The organism is Serpentinimonas maccroryi, from assembly GCF_000828915.1.
GTDB lineage: Bacteria > Pseudomonadota > Gammaproteobacteria > Burkholderiales > Burkholderiaceae_C > Serpentinimonas > Serpentinimonas maccroryi.
The window spans coordinates 528,234-544,131 of the sequence record NZ_AP014569.1 but is presented as its reverse complement, the minus strand read 5'-3'; the positions used below and the strand labels follow the sequence as shown (position 1 = coordinate 544,131).

The window sequence follows — 15,898 nt, the reverse complement described above, 5'->3', positions numbered from 1 at the left end:
GAGGGGCTCCTGCAGTGTCAGAATTTGCGGTCGCGGGTGGTGCGCTTTTCGATGCGCTTTTCGGGCGTGGGGTTGTGCACGATGCGGTGCACGTAGATGCCGGGCAGGTGCACGTCGTCGGGGGCGATGTCGCCGGTGGCCACGATGCGCTCGACCTCGACGATGCACAGCTTGCCGGCCATGGCCGCGGCCGGGTTGAAGTTGCGCGCCGTGAGGTGAAAGCGCAGGTTGCCCGACAGGTCGGCCACGTCGGCCTTGACCAGCGCCACGTCGGGCCGCAGGGCGCGCTCCATCACATAGGTGGAGCCGTCGAAGTCGCGCAGCTCTTTGCCCTCGGCCACCAGGGTGCCGACGCCGGTTTTGGTGAAAAACGCCGGGATGCCGGCGCCACCAGCGCGCAGTTTTTCGGCCAGGGTGCCCTGCGGGGTGAACTCGAGCTCGAGCTCGCCGGCCAAATACTGGCGCTCAAATTCTTTGTTTTCGCCCACATAAGACGAAATCATCTTGCGAATCTGGCGCGTCTCGAGCAGCTTGCCCAAGCCAAAGCCATCGACCCCAGCGTTGTTGGAGATCACCGTCAGGTCGCGCACGCCGCTGTCGCGCAGCGCGTCAATCAGCGCCTCGGGGATGCCGCACAGGCCAAAGCCGCCCACCGCGATCAGTTGCCCATCGGCCACCACGCCCTGCAGCGCCGCCGCCGCACTGGGATAGACCTTGTTCATGCACGCTCCTGTGTGTAGTTGATGGGCACGAATTGTACGGGGGCTGCGGGGCTAGGGCCGATGCCGCTGCACGGGAGTTCGTGGCCTGATCCTGATTTTTTAGTTTTCTGCAAACTGCGCCTCGATATCCATCGCGCCGTGCAGGATGCGCACGATCTGCACCAGTCGGTCGCTCTCTGCGTAGAGAATGAGGTAGTTGCCGTGGGCGCATGAGCGCAGACCTTTGCCGAGCTCTGGCCGTGGCCTGTAGGCTTTGGGCGACTTGGCCTGCTTGCGGCACTGCGCTTGCAACTCGCGCACAAAACTGGCGGCACGGCGTGGGTTGTTTAGCGCGATGTAGTCACCGATGGCCTCCAGATCCTGCTCGGCCTTGGGCAAAAACACCAATTGCATCAAACTCTTTCGGCCGCTTCGGCCAGCGCGAGAAACTTGGCCTCTAGGCGGTCAAAAACCTCCGCCTCTGACAGGCACGGCCCACTGGCCAAGCCCACGGCAATCGCCTCGCGTAGGGCCTGCAGCTTGGCGGCTTGTTCGGCTTCGCGCTCTTCGAGCAGGCGCAGCCCAGCGCGCACCACCTCGCTGGCGTTGTTGAAGCGGCCCGCCTCTACCTGCTGGCGGATGAAGGTTTCAAAATGGGGGCTGAGGGCCACACTGGTCGGCATCGCAGATTCTCCTAACTGTTAACAAATGTTGTTAAATCCAACGCACAGGTCCTTGTCAAGACCCAGCCACCCCACCCTATTGGCGCGCCGTGCGCACCGGCTCGGGCGGCTGCTGCGGGTGGCTGCAGCGCCAGGGGTTGATGTCGAGCCCGCCGCGGCGCGTGTAGCGCGCATAGACGCTGAGCTTGAGCGGGCGGCAGCGCTGCCAGATGTCGAGGTAGATGCGCTCCACGCATTGCTCGTGAAAACCGGTGTGCTGCCTGAAGCTCACAAGGTAGCGCAGCAGGCCTGCTTGGTCGATCGGTGCCCCACTGTAGGCGATCTGCACGCTGGCCCAGTCGGGCTGGCCGGTCACGGGGCAGTTGCTTTTGAGCAGGTCGCTGGTCAGCACCTCTTGCACCACGGCTTGGCTGGTGTCGGCCTGCAGGTGCTGCGGGGCGGGCTCGTAGTCGCTGCACTCCTCATCCAGTCGGTCCAGGCTCAGGCCCTCGAGCGCTTGCAAGCGCTCCTGACCAAACTGCGCCGGGCGCAGCAGGCGCACGCCCACGCCGCCGCTGCGCTCGCTGCCGCGCCACAGCGCCTCGGTCAAATCCTGGCGCAGGCGCTGCTGCACCGCTTCGGCGCTGTCGAACACGCTCTGGTTGTAGCTGTTGAGGTAGAGCTTGAACGATTTGCTCTCGATCAGCTGCGGCGTCTCGCAGGGCACGGTGAAATGCACGATCGCCAGCTGCGGCTTGCCGCGCGCATTGAGCCAGCTGAGCTCGTAAGCCGTCCACAGATCGGCCCCCAGAAAGGGCAAGGTGGCCCCTACGCCCAGCTCGGCGCGCTTGGGCGCACGCGGCAGCGGGCACAGCAGCGTGGGGTCGTAGCGCTCGGGGTAGGCGGTGGGCTGGCCGAGCAGCAGGGGCTGCGGGGACTGATCGGGCGGTGGGCAGGTGGACGACATCGGCTGGATGGGGCTATGCGTGTGACTGGAGGGGGGCATCAGACAAAGGTGTGCTCGCGCAACCACTTGGTGGCGATCCACTTTTCGCCCTCCCACACCGGCACGCTGCCGTGCAGGGTGCGGGTGCTGGGGTGTGGGCGTTCATAAGCAAAATACAGCGCCTGCCCGCACTGCGGCAGCACCTCGAGCCCCAGATCGGGGAAGGTCGTGGCGCCGCCGCGCGGCACCTGATTGAGGTAAATCAGCACCGTGGCCAAGCGCTGGCCGCCGCGCCGCGTCAGGGCGGGGGTGCCGGGCTCGCCTGGGTCGAAGTAGTCGTAATGCGGCTTGTACTCGCCGCCCTCGGGGTAGTGCAGCACCTGCAAACCCTCGCCGTATTCAATCGGCCAGCGCAGCAAGCGGGCAATGCGCGCCTCTAGGCGTCGCACCAGCTCGGTTTCGCCGCGCCCAAAAAACATGCCGCTGCTGGTGCGGTCGGGGTTGATTTCGCTGCCCCCGCTGCGCGTCTGCACGGTGAGCGAGCGCTTGAGCCGCGGCCGCGCGGCCTCGATCAGCTGCGCGCACTCGGCCGGCGTGAGCAGCCCATCGAACAGCGCCAGCGGCGGGTGCTGCAAGCGCAGCCGCAGCTCCACCGACCGATCGCCGCAATCAAAGCAGCGCTGCGCCGCGCCCCAGTCGGGCTGAGGCAGGGCTGCGGGCGCGGGGGCTGGCTGGCCGTTGGCGGGCATGGCTGTGGGCGGTTCAGGCCGGCAAGCGGAACACCAGCCGATCCGGCCCCGATTCGCTGGCTACAAAGCGGTAGCCTTCGGCGTTGAAAGCTTTGAGCTGCTCGAGGCTGATGGCGCGGCAGTCGATGGCGTGGCGCATCATCAGGCCGCGCGCGCGCTTGGCGGCAAAACCCATGACCCGGTAGCGCCCGCCGTGCAGTTGCTCAAACACGCACTGCACCACCCGCGGCTGCAGGGCCGATGCATTCACCGCCTTGAAGTATTCCTCGCTCGCCAAGTTGACGACCAGCGGCACCGGGTCGGTGCTGGCGCGCTGGTTCAGGTAGTCGCTGATCTGGCGGCCCCAGTACTGCACCAGGTTTTTGCCCCGGGCGGTGGCCAGCCGGGTGCCCATTTCGAGCCGGTAGGACTGCATCAGATCGAGCGGACGCAGCACGCCGTACAGGCCGCTCAAGATGCACAGATGCTGTTGCGCCCATTGCAGATCGGTTTCGCTCAAAGTGCGCGCCTGCAAGCCATCGTACACATCGCCGTCGAAAGCCAACAGCGCCTGCTTGGCGTTGGCGGGCGTAAAAACCGGCTGCCAAGCCTGAAAGCGCGCCGCATTGAGCGCCGCCAGCTTGTCGCTCAGGCCCATGAGCTCGGCCAGCTCGTGCGGCGCCAGGGCGCGCAACTGCGCCACCAGTTCGGCCGCCTGCGCCACAAACTGCGGCTGGCTGTGGCTGGCGCTGTGGGCAGGGGTCTCGAAATCGAGCGCTTTGGCGGGCGACAACAAAAACAACATGGCTGGAGGGTCCTCTGGTCTGCGGCGGGGGCTCGGCTTAATGCGCGATTATCGGGGCAGCGCAAGGCGGCGGGCGGGCTGGGTGCACTCTTGCTTAGGCGTCCTTCGGCCGCAATGGCGCTGCGAGCGCACCCAGCCCGCCCGCCGCTAGCGCCAGTTCTCGACCTGCAAGCCGCTGACGCGGTTGAACTCGCCCACGTTGGAGGTCACCACGATCAGGCCGCGTGCCACGCCGGTGCCGGCAATCAGCGCATCGTAAGCGCCGATGGGCTGGCCCTGCAGCTTGAGCGCTGCGCGAATGGCCGCCGTGGCCTGCGCGTCGGCCTCGTTGAAGGGCACGGTACCGACGACCGAGAACAAGGCATCGAGCACCGGCGCCAGCTTGCGGGCGCGCTCGCTGTTGAGCGCGAGCCCGTAATCGATCTCCATGCGCGTGAGCGCCGAGACCACGATCAGCTTCGGTGAGGTCGCCTTCAGGCGGGCCATCACGCCCGCTTGGCCCTTGACAAAATCGGACACCGTGCAGGTGTCGAGCAGATACTTCATGCCAGCGGATCATCCACCGGCGCTTTGAGCCGCTCGCGGCTGGCTTCAAAGGGCGGCACATCGGCCAGGCCCTGAAAGCTGGCCACGGCCAGGGGCCATTGCGGCTGGGATTGCTGCGCCAGCCACTCGCGCACCGCAGCGCGGATCAGCGCATTGCGGCTCTGCCCCACCTGCAGTGCCATGGCGTTGAGCTGCTGCCCGGTGCTGTCGTCGAGATAGATGTTGAAGTGCATGGCGGCCTCCGTGCGTTGGGCATTCAGTATAACACCTTGCTATGTTATATCACACAAGGGTCAATATCAAAAGGAAGTTCCAGCCCGTGCGCCGTTGCGGCCGCAGGACGCACAAGCTTGAGCGCATCCAGCCCGCCCGCCACCCCCCGCCAGCCCGATAAAATCGACCACCCCCCTGCCCCAGTGCAGCCGCCCGCGAACCCTTCCCCAGCCCGCACCTTGCCCACCATGCCTGACACCCCTGCCCAACCGGGCCTGCACAGCCTGCCCAAATCGTTCCAACCGGCCGAACTCGAGGCGCGCTGGGGGCCAGAGTGGGAGCGGCGCGGCTTGGGGCGCGCGGGCGTGCGCGGCACCGGCCAAGCGCAGGCCGGCGTGCCCGCCTTTGCCATCCAGTTGCCGCCGCCCAACGTCACCGGCACCTTGCACATGGGGCACGCCTTCAACCAGACCGTGATGGACAGCCTCACGCGCTACCACCGCATGCTGGGCCACAACACGCTCTGGGTTCCGGGCACCGACCACGCCGGCATCGCCACCCAGATCGTGGTCGAGCGCCAGTTGCAGGCCCAGGGGCGCAACCGGCACCAGCTCGGCGCCACCGAAACCGCGTCGCGCCAGCGCTTCATCGAACACGTGTGGCAGTGGAAACAGCAATCCGGCCAGACCATCACGCAACAGATGCGGCGCATGGGCGACAGCGTGGACTGGAGCCGCGAGTACTTCACCATGGACGAGCGCCTGTCGCCGGTGGTCACCGAGACCTTCGTGCGCCTGTACGAGCAGGGCCTGATCTACCGCGGCAAGCGGCTGGTCAACTGGGACCCGGTGCTCAAGAGCGCGGTGTCCGACCTCGAAGTCGAGAGCGAGGAAGAAGACGGCTGGCTCTGGCACATCGCCTACCCGCTGGTCAGCGGCGCTGGGCAGCTGGTGGTGGCCACCACGCGCCCCGAAACCCTGCTGGGCGACGTGGCCGTGATGGTGCACCCCGAAGACGAACGCTACGCGCACCTCGTGGGCCAGTACGTGCGCCTGCCCCTGTGCGAACGCGAAATCCCGGTCATCGCCGACGCCTACGTCGATCGCGCCTTCGGTACCGGTGTGGTCAAGGTCACGCCGGCGCACGACGCCAACGACTACGCCGTCGGGCAGCGGCACCAGTTGCCCATCATCGGCGTGCTCGCGCTCGACGCCACCCTCAACGACCACGCCCCCGCGCCCTACCGCGGCCTAGACCGCTTCGAGGCGCGCCAGCGCGTGGTGGCCGACCTGCAAAGCGCCGGGCTGCTGGTCGAGACCAAAAAACACCGCCTGATGGTGCCGCGCTGCACCCGCACCGGCCAAGTGGTGGAGCCCATGCTCACCGACCAATGGTTCGTGGCCGTCAACCAAGCCCCGCGCGCGCACGCAGCCGATGGCGCCAACAACTACACCACCCCCGACAGCCGCAGCATCGCGCAAAAAGCCATCGACGCCGTTAACAGCGGCGCGGTGCGCTTCGTGCCCGAAAACTGGGTCAACACCTACCACCAGTGGATGGGCAACCTGCAAGACTGGTGCATCAGCCGCCAGTTGTGGTGGGGGCACCAGATCCCGGCTTGGTACGACCTCGAGGGCCAAGTCTATGTGGCGCGTGACGCCGCCGCCGCCCAGGCCCAATTCGAAGCCCGCTGCGCCAGCCTCAACCCCAGCCAGCGCGACGCCCTGCTCGCCGCCGGCTTGGTGCGCGACCCCGACGTGCTCGACACCTGGTACTCCAGCGCGCTGATCCCGTTTTCCACCCTAGGCTGGCCGCAGGCGGCTGAGGGGAAAAGTGCCGGAGACGGCGGGCCAGCCGGGGGCGCTCGCAGCGCCATTGCGGCCGAAGGACGCCTAAGCAAGAGTGCCCCCGGCTGGCCCGACGGCTCCGGCGCGAGCGCCAACCAAGCCAGCGCCGCCCCCACCGACTACGACCTGTACCTGCCCAGCAGCGTGCTCGTCACCGGCTACGACATCATCTTCTTCTGGGTCGCGCGCATGATCATGATGAGCACCCACTTCACCGGCCGGGTGCCCTTTCGCCACGTCTATATCCACGGCTTGGTGCGCGACGCCCAAGGCCGCAAAATGAGCAAAAGCGAAGGCAACGTGCTCGACCCGGTTGACCTCATCGACGGCATCGAACTCGCGCCCCTGCTCGACAAACGCAGCAGCGGCCTGCGCAAACCCGAAACCGCGCCCGCCGTGCGCAAAGCCACCGAACGCGAATTCCCCGACGGCATCCCCGCCTACGGCGCCGACGCCCTGCGCCTGACCTTCGCCGCCCTAGCCAGCCTAGGGCGCAGCATCAACTTCGACAGCAAACGCTGCGAAGGCTACCGCAACTTCTGCAACAAACTCTGGAACGCCACCCGCTTCGTGCTCATGCACTGCGAAGGCCACGACTGCGGCCTAGACGCCCACCCCCCCAGCAGCTGCGCCCATACCGATGGCGCCTACCTCGACTTCAGCGCCGCCGACCGCTGGATCGTCTCGCGCCTGCAACGCGCCGAAGCCGAAGTGGCCCAAGGCTATGCCGACTACCGGCTCGACCTCGTGGCGCAAACCGTGTACGAACTGGTCTGGAACGAGTTTTGCGACTGGTACTTGGAGCTCGCCAAAGTGCAGCTGCAACAGGGCAGCCCGGCGCAGCAGCGCGCCACCCGCCGCACCCTCATCCGCAGCCTCGAAACCCTGCTGCGGCTGGCGCACCCCATCATCCCCTTCATCACCGAAGCGCTGTGGCAAACCGTGGCCCCCGTGGCCGGGCGCTGGCCGCAAGACGCCAACGGCCAGCCGCTGCCCCAGGCCAGCATCAGCGTCGCCCCCTTTCCACTGGCGCAGCCCGAGCGCATCGACCCGGCCGCCGAAGCCGAAGTGGCGCAGCTCAAAGCCGTGATCGACGCCTGCCGCAACCTGCGCGGTGAGCTTGGCGTGTCGCCAGCGCAGCGCCTGCCGCTGTACGCCTACGCCCACAGCAGCGCCCAAGCCCAATGGCTGGCGCGCATGGCGCCGCAGTTGCAGGCGCTGGCGCGCTTGAGCGAAGTGCGCCCCTTTGCCGACGAAACCGCTTGGAGCGCCGCCGCCGCCGCCGCCCCTGTGGCCATGCAGGGCGATCTGCGCCTGTGCCTGTACGTCGAGGTGGACGTAGGCGCCGAACGCACGCGCCTAGGCAAAGAAGCGGTGCGGCTCGAGGCCGAAAGCGCCAAGGCCCAAGCCAAGCTCAACAACCCGGCCTTCGTGGCCAAAGCCCCGCCCGCCGTGCTCGAGCAAGAGCGCAAACGCCTGGCCGACTTCGATGCCACCCTGGCCCAAGTGCGCCAGCAGCTGCAGCGCTTGGGCTAGAGGGGAATCGCAGGGCCTAGCGCCGCCGCAGCACCGACACGTACTCGGGCCCGGCGGTGTCTTGCTCGATCAGCTCGTTGCCGGTCTGTTTGGCAAAGGCTTGAAAGTCGCGCACCGAGCCGGAGTCGGTGGCGATGATCTTGAGCGTCTGGCCGCTGCTCATTTCGGCCAAGGCTTTTTTGGCCTTCAGGATGGGCAGCGGGCAGTTTAGGCCGCGGGCGTCGAGTTCTCGGTCTGCATTCATGGTGTGTGGTGTAACCTTTGCCGGGTATTTTAGCGCCGCGCATGCGTTGGTCGCCGCGGGGACAGGCAGCGGCTCAAGCCGGAAACACCCCCGTGGACAGGTAGCGGTCGCCGCGGTCGCAGACCACGAAGGCGATGGTCGCGTGTTCCACCGTGGCCGCGATCTGCTGCGCCACCCAGCAAGCCCCAGCAGCCGATATGCCAGCAAAAATCCCCTCCTCGGCGGCCAGCCGGCGGCACATCTGCTCGGCGTCGGCCTGGCTCACATACACCAGCTCGTCCACCTGCGCCGGGTCGTAGATTTTGGGCAGATACTCAGGCGGCCATTTGCGGATGCCCGGTATGCGCGAGCCCTCGCTCGGCTGCGCGCCCACGATGCGCACCGCCGGGTTGCGCTCCTTCAGGTAGCGGCCCACGCCGGTGATGGTGCCGGTGGTGCCCATGGCGCTCACAAAATGCGTGATGCGCCCAGCCGTCTGCTGCCACAGCTCGGGGCCAGTGGTCTCGTAGTGGATGCGCGGGTTGTCGGGGTTGGCAAACTGGTCCAGCACCCGGCCCTTGCCCTCGCGCTGCATTTTTTCGGCCAGATCGCGCGCGTACTCCATGCCGCCGCTCTTGGGCGTGAGGATGAGCTCGGCGCCAAAGGCCTTCATGGTCTGGGCGCGCTCGATCGACAGGTCTTCGGGCATGATCAACACCATGCGAAAACCCCGAATCGCCGCCGCCATGGCCAGCGCGATGCCGGTGTTGCCCGAAGTGGCCTCGATCAAGGTATCGCCGGGGGCGATCTCGCCGCGCTCTTCGGCGCGCCGGATCATGGCCAGCGCCGGCCGGTCTTTCACCGAACCGGCCGGGTTGTTGCCCTCGAGCTTGGCCAGCAGCACATTGCCCCGGGCCCGGTTGGCCTCGGCCCCGATGCGCTGCAGCGCCACCAGCGGCGTCTGGCCCACCGTGGACTCGATGCTCGGGTAGATCGGTGACTGGGCCGTGGCCGCTGCCCCTTTGACCCCTTTCGCCGCTTTTGCTGCTTTGGCAGACTGAGCAGAAGGGGCAACGGGCGTGTGAGGCTGGGAGGGCTGTGTAGGCTGGGCGCGTGGCATGGTGGCTAAATCAGACGATCAATCAGCAAAATGCGAACCGTGCGCCGGGCAGCGCAGGCCGCTCAAGGCCTCTAATGTGCCATAATCCAGCCTCACTCCAGTGCCGGAGTGGCGAAATTGGTAGACGCAGCAGATTCAAAATCTGCCGGTGTAACCCACCGTGCCGGTTCGAGTCCGGCCCCCGGCACCACCCGAGGCAGCATCCCACCCGATGTTGCCTTTTCTTTTGTCTGCAGCGCCTTTGGGGGTCAGCCGATCATGTCTTTGCTCTTGCCTTTGTTGTCGGTCTTCGTGGGTCTGGCCGTACTGGTTTGGGCGGCCGACAAGTTCATCGACGCCTCGGCCACGGTGGCGCGCCACTACAGCCTGCCGCCGCTGCTCATCGGCGTGGTGATCATCGGCTTTGGCACCTCGGCGCCCGAGCTGTCGGTGTCGGCGCTGTCGGCGCTGGCGGGCAGCCCCGGCATCGCGCTGGGCAACGCCTACGGCTCCAACATCGCCAACATCGCGCTCATTTTGGGCATCACGGCGCTGATCAGCCCGATCGTGGTGCAGTCGGGCATTTTGCGCAAAGAGCTGCCGCTGTTGGTGGGTGTCACGCTGCTGTCGGTGGCGCTGCTGTGGGATTTGGACATCAGCCGGCTCGACGCCGCGGTGCTGCTGCTGGTTTTTGCTGGCGTCATGGGCTGGGCGATCTGGCAGGGAACGCGCGGCGGCAAAGACACGCTGGGCGACGACGCCGCCGCCGAAATGGACGCGCACACCATGGGCTCGATCCGGCTGGCCTGGTTCTGGCTGGCTGCCGGGCTGGTGCTGCTCATCGCCAGCGCGCGGCTGCTGGTCTGGGGCGCGGTGCTGCTAGCCCAGTCGCTGGGGGTGAGCGAGCTGGTGATTGGCCTGACCGTGGTGGCGGTGGGCACCTCGCTGCCCGAACTGGCCTCGTGCATCGCGGCGGCGCGCAAGAAAGAGCACGATCTGGCCATCGGCAACATTCTGGGCTCGAACCTGTTCAACACGCTGGCCGTGGTCGGGTTGGCCGGGGCCATTCACCCGCTGCAGGCCGAACCGGCCGTGCTCTACCGCGACATGCTGGTCATGGCCGCGCTCACGCTGGCGCTGTTTGTGCTGGCGCGCACCCGGGGCGGCCAGTCCGGACGCATATCGCGCGTCAGCGGCGGGCTGCTGGTGTTGAGCTTTGTGGGCTACACGGTTTATCTGCTGCTCACCACCGTGGGCGCGCAGGTCGCCGCTTAAACCCGAATCTAGGCCAAAAGACCCTGCTGCGGCGTGGGGTAGCGCAAAACCAGGCGCAGCTCGCGCTTGAGGCGCTGGTTGTGCAGCCGGCGCGATTCGCTCATGAAGCTCAGCAACATCGGGCCCAGCTGCGCGGTGGCTTCGGCGCGGCTGATGCGCGGCGGCCGCGGCAGGCCGTAGAGGTCGGCGGCCAGGTCGAAGTAGTCGCCCATGCGCAGCGTGCTGTCGTCGCAGACGTGGGCGCTGCGCTGCGGCGCGTGCCACCAGAGCGCGCGCACGCAGGCGCGGGCCAGGTCGTCGGCATGGATGTGGTTGGTGTACACGTCGTCTGGCGAGCACAGCACCGGCGTGCCGCGCAGCAGGCGCTCGCGCGCGCCACCGGCACGGCCACCGCCATAAATGCCGGGGATGCGCAGCAGCGACACATCCACCCCGCGCCAGCGGCCCCAATTGCGCCAGGTGCGCTCGGCCGCCAGCCGGCGCTGCCCGCGCGCCGTGCTGGGCTGCGGCGGGCGGGTTTCGCTCACCCAGGCGCCGGCGCAGTCGCCATAGACGCCGCTGGTGGAGCCATAGACCAGCTTGCGCGGCCGGCTGCGCCGCCCCAGCGCTTGCGCCAGAGCGCGGCTGCGCGGGTCGGTGGTGGTGGTGCCCGCATTGGGTGGCGGCGCCAGATACAGCACCCTAGTGGCCAGCCCGGCCAAGCGCTGCAGGCTGGCGCGGTCGTCTAGGTTGCCCAGCAGCGGCACCACGCCTTGGGCGCGCAGCAGCGCCACGCGCTCGGGCGACGAGGTGAGCGCCAACACGCGCCGCCCCGGCCGCAGCAGCGCCGCGCAGCGCAAGCCCACGTCGCCGCAGCCCACGATCAACACCCGCTCGCGCCTAAAGCGCGCCGGCAAAGCCCCCAGCAGCATGGTCATGCAAAATTGCTCTCAAACAAAACCCGGATTGTGCGGCCCAAGCCGCAAGGCCAAAGCCGCAAGCCCAAACGGCCCCCGCTCAAGTCGGAGCGCCTAGATTGCGCAGCAGGCGCGTATCGGTCTGCAACGACTGCGCCGGCCCCAAAACGATGCGCCCAAAATCGGGGTGGCGCGGGTTGATCAGGTAGTTGCGCTCGGCCGGCAGCACCGCGCTGGGCACGCTCAGCAGCGCCGTGCTGCCGCTGTGCAGCCACGCTTGGCCGATTTCTTGCAACACAGGGCGGGCGGCGATGCTGCGCCAATCGGGTGGCAACTGCGCTGACTCGATCAAGGTTTCGGGTATGTCGAGCGGGATATGGGCGGGTATCAGCACGTAGTGCGCGCGCAAAGGGTCGTCTTGCACCAGCAGTTCGAGCAAGGCCAAAGAGGGGGTTGCGGCAGCATAGACCACGGCCCAGCCCTTCGGGTTCCAGCGCCCGCCGTAGCGCCGCGCGCCCTCGCCGCTAAAAGCCGAATCTGCAAAACGCGCCGTGGTGATGCGCCAGACCGTGCGCATCAGGCAAACACGCCGTGCTCGATGCGGCCCAGGGCGTCGAGCACGCTGTCGGCGCCCATGTCGGTGTCGAGCAATGAAAGCGGCGTCACGCCGCCCAGCGCCGCGTTTGGGCTTTGCAGCCAGCTTAGGGCCGGCTCGGCGCCCTCAAACACCGCTTCGGCGCGCTCGACGATGCGCGCAAAGCGCAGCAGCTTGGCCGATTCCTCGGGCGCCAAAGCCCCGGCGCGCTTGCGCCGCGCCAGAGTGCGCGGGGCGATCGCTAGGGCTTGGGCCAACTGCGCGTGCGTGATCTGCGTCAGGCGCACCGCCGCATCCACCGATGCCGACGGCAAGCCTTGGCGCACCAAGGGGATCCAGTCCATCGAGGCCCTAGGGTGGGCGTGCAACACGGCCTCGCCGCCCAGCAAGGCCAGGGCAGACATCAAAGGCGGGGGCAAAGGGGCGCTGTTCATGGGTTCCTTGGGCTGGCTTACACGCCAGTTGTCGCTCAGTCTAGTCAAAAATGGCGCCCCAGTCTAGGCCCATGGTCTAAAGCCACCCGCTCGGATCAACACCCGCTCGCGCCTAAAGCGCGCCGGCAAAGCCCCCAGCAGGGTCATGAGCGCCATCCAATTTGAGAAAATAGCCGCTTTGGCTGCTACCGGCCCCACCCTAGGAACCGCGCCCGCATGAGCTACACCATCACCATCGAACCCAGTGCCCGTCAGTTTAGCGCCGAAAGCGGCGAAACCGTGCTGCTTGCCGCCATCCGCCAGGGCGTGGCCCTGCCCTATGGCTGCCAAGACGGGGCTTGCGGCTCGTGCAAATGCAAAAAACTCAGTGGCACGGTCGAGCACGGCGCGTTTCAGCCCAAGGCGCTGTCCGAAGCCGAGCAGGCGGCCGGCTTTGTGCTCACCTGCCGCGCCCAGCCGCTCAGCGACGTGGTGCTCGAATCCAAGCAGGTGGGCGCGGCCGACGCCTTTCCGGTGAAAAAGCTGCCCGTGCGCGTGAAAGCGCTGCAGCGCGTCACCGACGACGTGATGATCGTGCACCTGCAACTGCCCGCCAGCGACCGATTCGACTACCACGCCGGCCAGTACATCGACGTGCTGCTGCGCGACGGCAGCCGGCGCAGCTACTCGATGGCCAGCGCGCCGCATTTTCAGGCGCTGGCGCCGGGGCTGGAGCTGCACATTCGGCACCTGCCCGGCGGCAAGTTCACCGACCAGGTGTTTGGCGGCCTGAAGGAGAAAGACATTCTGCGCATCGAAGGCCCGTTGGGCGGCTTTTATTTGCGCCCCGACAGCGCCAAACCCATCATCCTGTTGGCCTCGGGCACCGGCATGGCACCCATCAAGGCGCTGATCGAGCACCTGCGCCTGCTCAACTGCGAGCGCCCCATCACCCTCTACTGGGGTGGCCGGCGCCCGGCCGATCTGTACCTAAACGACTGGATCGCCAGCCAATGCGCCGACATGCCCAACCTGCGCTACGTTCCGGTGGTGTCGGACGCGCTGCCCGCAGACGGCTGGAGCGGGCGCAGCGGCTTTGTGCACCTGGCCGTGCTGGCCGACTTTCCCGACCTGTCCGGCCACCAGGTCTATGCCTGCGGCGCGCCGGTGGTGGTGGAAGCGGCGCGGCGCGACTTCGCCGCCGCCGGCCTGCCAGAGCACGAGTTTTATGCCGATGCGTTTACTTCGGAGCGGGATAAGCTGGGGGGTTGAGGGGGGCAGCGGGTGCCGGGGCGGCAGGGCTACCGCATCTACCTAGCCAAAGACGGCCTGAGGCCTTGTGGGAAGACTACAAGCGCCGCAAGGCACGAACGAACAAAGGAGCGTAACCCATGGCACTGACCCGTGATTTCAAAGCAACCGTGGTAGCCCGCGTGCAGACCGATCCGGCTTTTGCCCAGGCCTTGCTCGACGAGGCGATCACCCTGTTCATCGACGGCGAGCCCGACACCGCCAAACTCATCTTGCGTGACCTGGTGAACGCAACCGTCGGGTTCGAGTCGCTGGCCGAGGAAATCCACAAGCCAGCCAAGAGCCTGCACCGGATGCTGTCGGCCTCGGGCAATCCAACCATGAACAACCTCTCGGCGATCTTCGCCGCCATCAAGCGCGCGCTCAAAGTTGAGGTTCACACCACCGTCGTGATGGCATAGCCCCCCCTTGATCAGCTTGCGTCCCGCAGAGCCCAAGCCCAAAAGCAATAGCGCCATGGGCACCGACCTATCCGGCCACCAAGTCTATGCCTGCGGCGCGCCGGTGGTGGTGGAGGCAGCGCGGCGCGACTTTGCCGCCGCCGGCTTTGCCCGAGCACGGGTTTTATGCCGATGCGTTTACCTCGGAGCGCGATAAGCTGGGGGTTTGAGGGGGCAGCGGGGGGCCTAGGCGGCCTCCCACAGATCAAGGAAGGGCGGCCAGCCGGTGTATGGAGCGGCTCACAAAAGGCGTGCCGACTGGCCTTGTGCGGCCGCCGTGTTGATTTCCTCAAGGGTGGCAACTTTCTTGCTCCGGCCGGCGAGCAAGCCAACGAAGCCGGAAATGGTTCCGGTTGGCTGGGCGGCTTTAATCAAGCCCCGGCCATCGGGCAGCAACGCAAGTTTGGGGCCTTGGGCAATTTGACGCACCACAGGGTCGTTGGCCAGCAACTCGCGCCACTCCCCGGGCTCATAAAAGCTCACGTGTATGGTACGGCCCAGCGCCTGTTCAGTGGCGTACAGTGCCTCCGACAACGCCAGCAACTCTGCCGTGCCCACGACCACCAAGTCGATATCGCTGCGCTGCGTGTCGGTGCCGTTGGCTACCGAACCAAACACGAAGGCCTCCTCAATCTGCCCTGCAAACGGCTGCAATGTCTTTCTGAGAGGGTCAGCCACCCCAAACGTCTTGCGCAAGATGCTGCACAGTTCAGGATATAGAAGATACTCCACATTCGCCTTGATGCTGCGTTGGCGCCCGCGGCGTGGCGCCTCCACCAGCACACCGGCGCTCAACAACCGCTCGATTTGCTGCTGGGTATTGCCCCTACCCGATGCGGCCACGGCCAGTAACTCTTTCAGGGTGTAGGCCCGCTCCGGGTGCGCGAGGGTGGCAGCCAGCACGCGCTGTACGCTGGGGGTAAAAAGGATGTCGGCGGCGCTCACGATGCCTCTTTTGTGACCATGGCTCCATATTTTAGGTATTTTTTCGGAAAATCCACTATATGTGGCCCTATGGCCACAAAACGTGGATTGATGGGCTGAGCCGCACAGCGCGACGTTGCCACCGCCGGCCTGCCCGAGCACGGGTTTTATGCCGATGCGTTTACCTCGGAGCGGGATAAGTTGGGGGGTTGAGGGGGCAACGGGCCGGGGCTGCCTACCGCAGATCGAGGGCGGCCAGCCGGTGTATAGACCGGCTCACGTCAGTTGGGCACGCAAGCGCTCCAGCACGGAATCGAGGGGAAGCATGAGCGATGGGTCTTGTGCGGCGCTGCGCTCGCGCGCTTGGGCAACGGCGTCCCACACCGCGACGCTGGCCGGGTCCACATCTAGGCTGGCCAGCACCCGGTCGAGCAGACGCGCCCGCTGGGCATCAGAGAGCTGCAACACTTGGGCTTCAAGCGCTTCGAATGTGGGTTCCATGCGGCTTTATTGGTTGGCGTGAGGGTTTTGTAGGCTTAGCAGAGCTGCCCGCTTGGCCGGAGCGCGGGCAAGGGCACATAAGGGCGCAAGATAGCAATCTTGAAGGGAGATTTTGTCGCCCAATCACTTCAAACTGCGGGCTACAAGCTGGATTGATGCCGATGCGTTTACCTCGGAGCGGGATAGGCTGGGGGGTGAAGGGGGCAGCGCTGGGCGCGGCGAGCGGCGGGCGCGACG

Annotated in this window: 18 protein-coding genes, 1 tRNA gene and 2 pseudogenes; 6 read left to right on the top strand and 15 right to left on the bottom strand. The window is 66.7% G+C overall.

What is annotated here, in order from left to right:
• Positions 1 to 17: 17 nt before the first annotated feature.
• The 8 genes and pseudogenes from SMCB_RS02475 to SMCB_RS02440 form a co-directional block, all read right to left on the bottom strand.
• Positions 18 to 722, bottom strand: a complete 705-nt coding sequence (locus tag SMCB_RS02475; protein WP_045534809.1) for a CoA transferase subunit A — start codon at positions 720 to 722, stop codon at positions 18 to 20.
• A gap of 99 nt (positions 723 to 821) precedes the next feature.
• Positions 822 to 1,115, bottom strand: coding sequence for a type II toxin-antitoxin system RelE/ParE family toxin (locus SMCB_RS02470; RefSeq protein ID WP_045534808.1), 294 nt, complete (start codon positions 1,113 to 1,115; stop codon positions 822 to 824).
• Entirely contained in the window at positions 1,115 to 1,384 is a 270-nt protein-coding gene (locus tag SMCB_RS02465; RefSeq protein WP_045534807.1) for a type II toxin-antitoxin system ParD family antitoxin, read from the bottom strand. The genes SMCB_RS02470 and SMCB_RS02465 overlap by 1 nt, the downstream gene beginning before the upstream one ends.
• A gap of 76 nt (positions 1,385 to 1,460) precedes the next feature.
• The gene (gene queF, locus SMCB_RS02460; protein ID WP_045534804.1) at positions 1,461 to 2,330 is read right to left on the bottom strand and encodes an NADPH-dependent 7-cyano-7-deazaguanine reductase QueF; all 870 of its coding nucleotides are present in this window, start codon (positions 2,328 to 2,330) and stop codon (positions 1,461 to 1,463) included.
• Between the two features lie 38 nt (positions 2,331 to 2,368).
• Positions 2,369 to 3,046, bottom strand: a pseudogene (locus tag SMCB_RS02455) (2OG-Fe(II) oxygenase); the annotation flags it as partial.
• A gap of 25 nt (positions 3,047 to 3,071) precedes the next feature.
• Complete coding sequence (gene yaaA / locus SMCB_RS02450; RefSeq protein ID WP_045534802.1) at positions 3,072 to 3,842, bottom strand: peroxide stress protein YaaA; 771 nt, start codon at positions 3,840 to 3,842, stop codon at positions 3,072 to 3,074.
• 147 nt (positions 3,843 to 3,989) lie between these two features.
• Positions 3,990 to 4,388: a type II toxin-antitoxin system VapC family toxin gene (locus SMCB_RS02445; RefSeq protein ID WP_034114276.1), complete on the bottom strand. Its 399-nt coding sequence runs from the start codon at positions 4,386 to 4,388 to the stop codon at positions 3,990 to 3,992.
• Positions 4,385 to 4,621: a ribbon-helix-helix domain-containing protein gene (locus tag SMCB_RS02440; protein WP_034114278.1), complete on the bottom strand. Its 237-nt coding sequence runs from the start codon at positions 4,619 to 4,621 to the stop codon at positions 4,385 to 4,387. The genes SMCB_RS02445 and SMCB_RS02440 overlap by 4 nt, the downstream gene beginning before the upstream one ends.
• A 228-nt stretch (positions 4,622 to 4,849) precedes the next feature.
• On the opposite strand from SMCB_RS02440, the gene SMCB_RS02435 reads away from it, so the two are divergent.
• On the top strand, positions 4,850 to 7,984 hold the full coding sequence (locus tag SMCB_RS02435) for a valine--tRNA ligase (RefSeq protein WP_045534798.1): 3,135 nt from the start codon (positions 4,850 to 4,852) through the stop codon (positions 7,982 to 7,984).
• 16 nt (positions 7,985 to 8,000) lie between these two features.
• On the opposite strand, the gene SMCB_RS02430 is transcribed toward SMCB_RS02435, so the two are convergent.
• Both SMCB_RS02430 and cysM read right to left on the bottom strand, forming a co-directional pair.
• A complete protein-coding gene (locus SMCB_RS02430; RefSeq protein ID WP_034112787.1) occupies positions 8,001 to 8,228 on the bottom strand; it encodes a sulfurtransferase TusA family protein in 228 nt (75 codons plus the stop codon).
• Positions 8,229 to 8,301: 73 nt separating this feature from the next.
• Positions 8,302 to 9,201 carry a cysteine synthase CysM gene (gene cysM / locus SMCB_RS02425; protein ID WP_045537451.1) on the bottom strand — a complete coding sequence of 300 codons (900 nt, stop codon included), beginning with the start codon at positions 9,199 to 9,201 and terminating at the stop codon, positions 8,302 to 8,304.
• 228 nt (positions 9,202 to 9,429) lie between these two features.
• Here cysM and SMCB_RS02420 point away from each other — a divergent pair.
• Positions 9,430 to 9,517, top strand: a tRNA-Leu gene (locus SMCB_RS02420).
• A 68-nt stretch (positions 9,518 to 9,585) separates the two neighbouring features.
• The gene (locus SMCB_RS02415) at positions 9,586 to 10,581 is read left to right on the top strand and encodes a calcium/sodium antiporter (RefSeq protein WP_231851226.1); all 996 of its coding nucleotides are present in this window, start codon (positions 9,586 to 9,588) and stop codon (positions 10,579 to 10,581) included.
• Between the two features lie 8 nt (positions 10,582 to 10,589).
• Here SMCB_RS02415 and SMCB_RS02410 read toward each other — a convergent pair whose 3' ends face one another.
• The 3 genes from SMCB_RS02410 to parS form a co-directional block, all read right to left on the bottom strand.
• Positions 10,590 to 11,498, bottom strand: coding sequence for an SDR family oxidoreductase (locus SMCB_RS02410; RefSeq protein ID WP_045534796.1), 909 nt, complete (start codon positions 11,496 to 11,498; stop codon positions 10,590 to 10,592).
• A gap of 79 nt (positions 11,499 to 11,577) precedes the next feature.
• A complete protein-coding gene (locus tag SMCB_RS02405) occupies positions 11,578 to 12,054 on the bottom strand; it encodes an RES family NAD+ phosphorylase (RefSeq protein ID WP_045534794.1) in 477 nt (158 codons plus the stop codon).
• The gene (parS, locus tag SMCB_RS02400; protein WP_231851225.1) at positions 12,054 to 12,476 is read right to left on the bottom strand and encodes a type II RES/Xre toxin-antitoxin system antitoxin; all 423 of its coding nucleotides are present in this window, start codon (positions 12,474 to 12,476) and stop codon (positions 12,054 to 12,056) included. Before parS ends, SMCB_RS02405 begins: the two co-directional genes overlap by 1 nt.
• A 246-nt stretch (positions 12,477 to 12,722) precedes the next feature.
• On the opposite strand from parS, the gene SMCB_RS02395 reads away from it, so the two are divergent.
• The 3 genes and pseudogenes from SMCB_RS02395 to SMCB_RS13050 all read left to right on the top strand — a co-directional run.
• A complete protein-coding gene (locus SMCB_RS02395) occupies positions 12,723 to 13,757 on the top strand; it encodes a CDP-6-deoxy-delta-3,4-glucoseen reductase (protein ID WP_045534790.1) in 1,035 nt (344 codons plus the stop codon).
• 119 nt (positions 13,758 to 13,876) lie between these two features.
• Positions 13,877 to 14,197, top strand: coding sequence for a helix-turn-helix domain-containing transcriptional regulator (locus tag SMCB_RS02390; RefSeq protein ID WP_045534788.1), 321 nt, complete (start codon positions 13,877 to 13,879; stop codon positions 14,195 to 14,197).
• A gap of 64 nt (positions 14,198 to 14,261) precedes the next feature.
• Positions 14,262 to 14,406: pseudogene (locus SMCB_RS13050) on the top strand (CDP-6-deoxy-delta-3,4-glucoseen reductase); the annotation flags it as partial.
• A 70-nt stretch (positions 14,407 to 14,476) separates the two neighbouring features.
• Here SMCB_RS13050 and SMCB_RS13275 read toward each other — a convergent pair.
• Both SMCB_RS13275 and SMCB_RS02380 read right to left on the bottom strand, forming a co-directional pair.
• Positions 14,477 to 15,181 carry a nucleotidyltransferase domain-containing protein gene (locus SMCB_RS13275; protein ID WP_082027181.1) on the bottom strand — a complete coding sequence of 235 codons (705 nt, stop codon included), beginning with the start codon at positions 15,179 to 15,181 and terminating at the stop codon, positions 14,477 to 14,479.
• Positions 15,182 to 15,436: 255 nt separating this feature from the next.
• Positions 15,437 to 15,661, bottom strand: a complete 225-nt coding sequence (locus SMCB_RS02380) for an addiction module protein (protein ID WP_045534786.1) — start codon at positions 15,659 to 15,661, stop codon at positions 15,437 to 15,439.
• Positions 15,662 to 15,898: the final 237 nt, after the last annotated feature.

Coding starts and splice junctions, on each gene's coding strand:
- SMCB_RS02475 (WP_045534809.1), bottom strand. CDS start 722: ATGAACAAGGTCTATCCCAGTGCGGCGGCGGCGCTGCAGGGCGTGGTG.
- SMCB_RS02470 (WP_045534808.1), bottom strand. CDS start 1,115: ATGCAATTGGTGTTTTTGCCCAAGGCCGAGCAGGATCTGGAGGCCATC.
- SMCB_RS02465 (WP_045534807.1), bottom strand. CDS start 1,384: ATGCCGACCAGTGTGGCCCTCAGCCCCCATTTTGAAACCTTCATCCGC.
- queF (WP_045534804.1), bottom strand. CDS start 2,330: ATGTCGTCCACCTGCCCACCGCCCGATCAGTCCCCGCAGCCCCTGCTG.
- yaaA (WP_045534802.1), bottom strand. CDS start 3,842: ATGTTGTTTTTGTTGTCGCCCGCCAAAGCGCTCGATTTCGAGACCCCT.
- SMCB_RS02445 (WP_034114276.1), bottom strand. CDS start 4,388: ATGAAGTATCTGCTCGACACCTGCACGGTGTCCGATTTTGTCAAGGGC.
- SMCB_RS02440 (WP_034114278.1), bottom strand. CDS start 4,621: ATGCACTTCAACATCTATCTCGACGACAGCACCGGGCAGCAGCTCAAC.
- SMCB_RS02435 (WP_045534798.1), top strand. CDS start 4,850: ATGCCTGACACCCCTGCCCAACCGGGCCTGCACAGCCTGCCCAAATCG.
- SMCB_RS02430 (WP_034112787.1), bottom strand. CDS start 8,228: ATGAATGCAGACCGAGAACTCGACGCCCGCGGCCTAAACTGCCCGCTG.
- SMCB_RS02415 (WP_231851226.1), top strand. CDS start 9,586: ATGTCTTTGCTCTTGCCTTTGTTGTCGGTCTTCGTGGGTCTGGCCGTA.
- SMCB_RS02410 (WP_045534796.1), bottom strand. CDS start 11,498: ATGACCATGCTGCTGGGGGCTTTGCCGGCGCGCTTTAGGCGCGAGCGG.
- SMCB_RS02405 (WP_045534794.1), bottom strand. CDS start 12,054: ATGCGCACGGTCTGGCGCATCACCACGGCGCGTTTTGCAGATTCGGCT.
- parS (WP_231851225.1), bottom strand. CDS start 12,476: ATGTCTGCCCTGGCCTTGCTGGGCGGCGAGGCCGTGTTGCACGCCCAC.
- SMCB_RS02395 (WP_045534790.1), top strand. CDS start 12,723: ATGAGCTACACCATCACCATCGAACCCAGTGCCCGTCAGTTTAGCGCC.
- SMCB_RS02390 (WP_045534788.1), top strand. CDS start 13,877: ATGGCACTGACCCGTGATTTCAAAGCAACCGTGGTAGCCCGCGTGCAG.
- SMCB_RS02380 (WP_045534786.1), bottom strand. CDS start 15,661: ATGGAACCCACATTCGAAGCGCTTGAAGCCCAAGTGTTGCAGCTCTCT.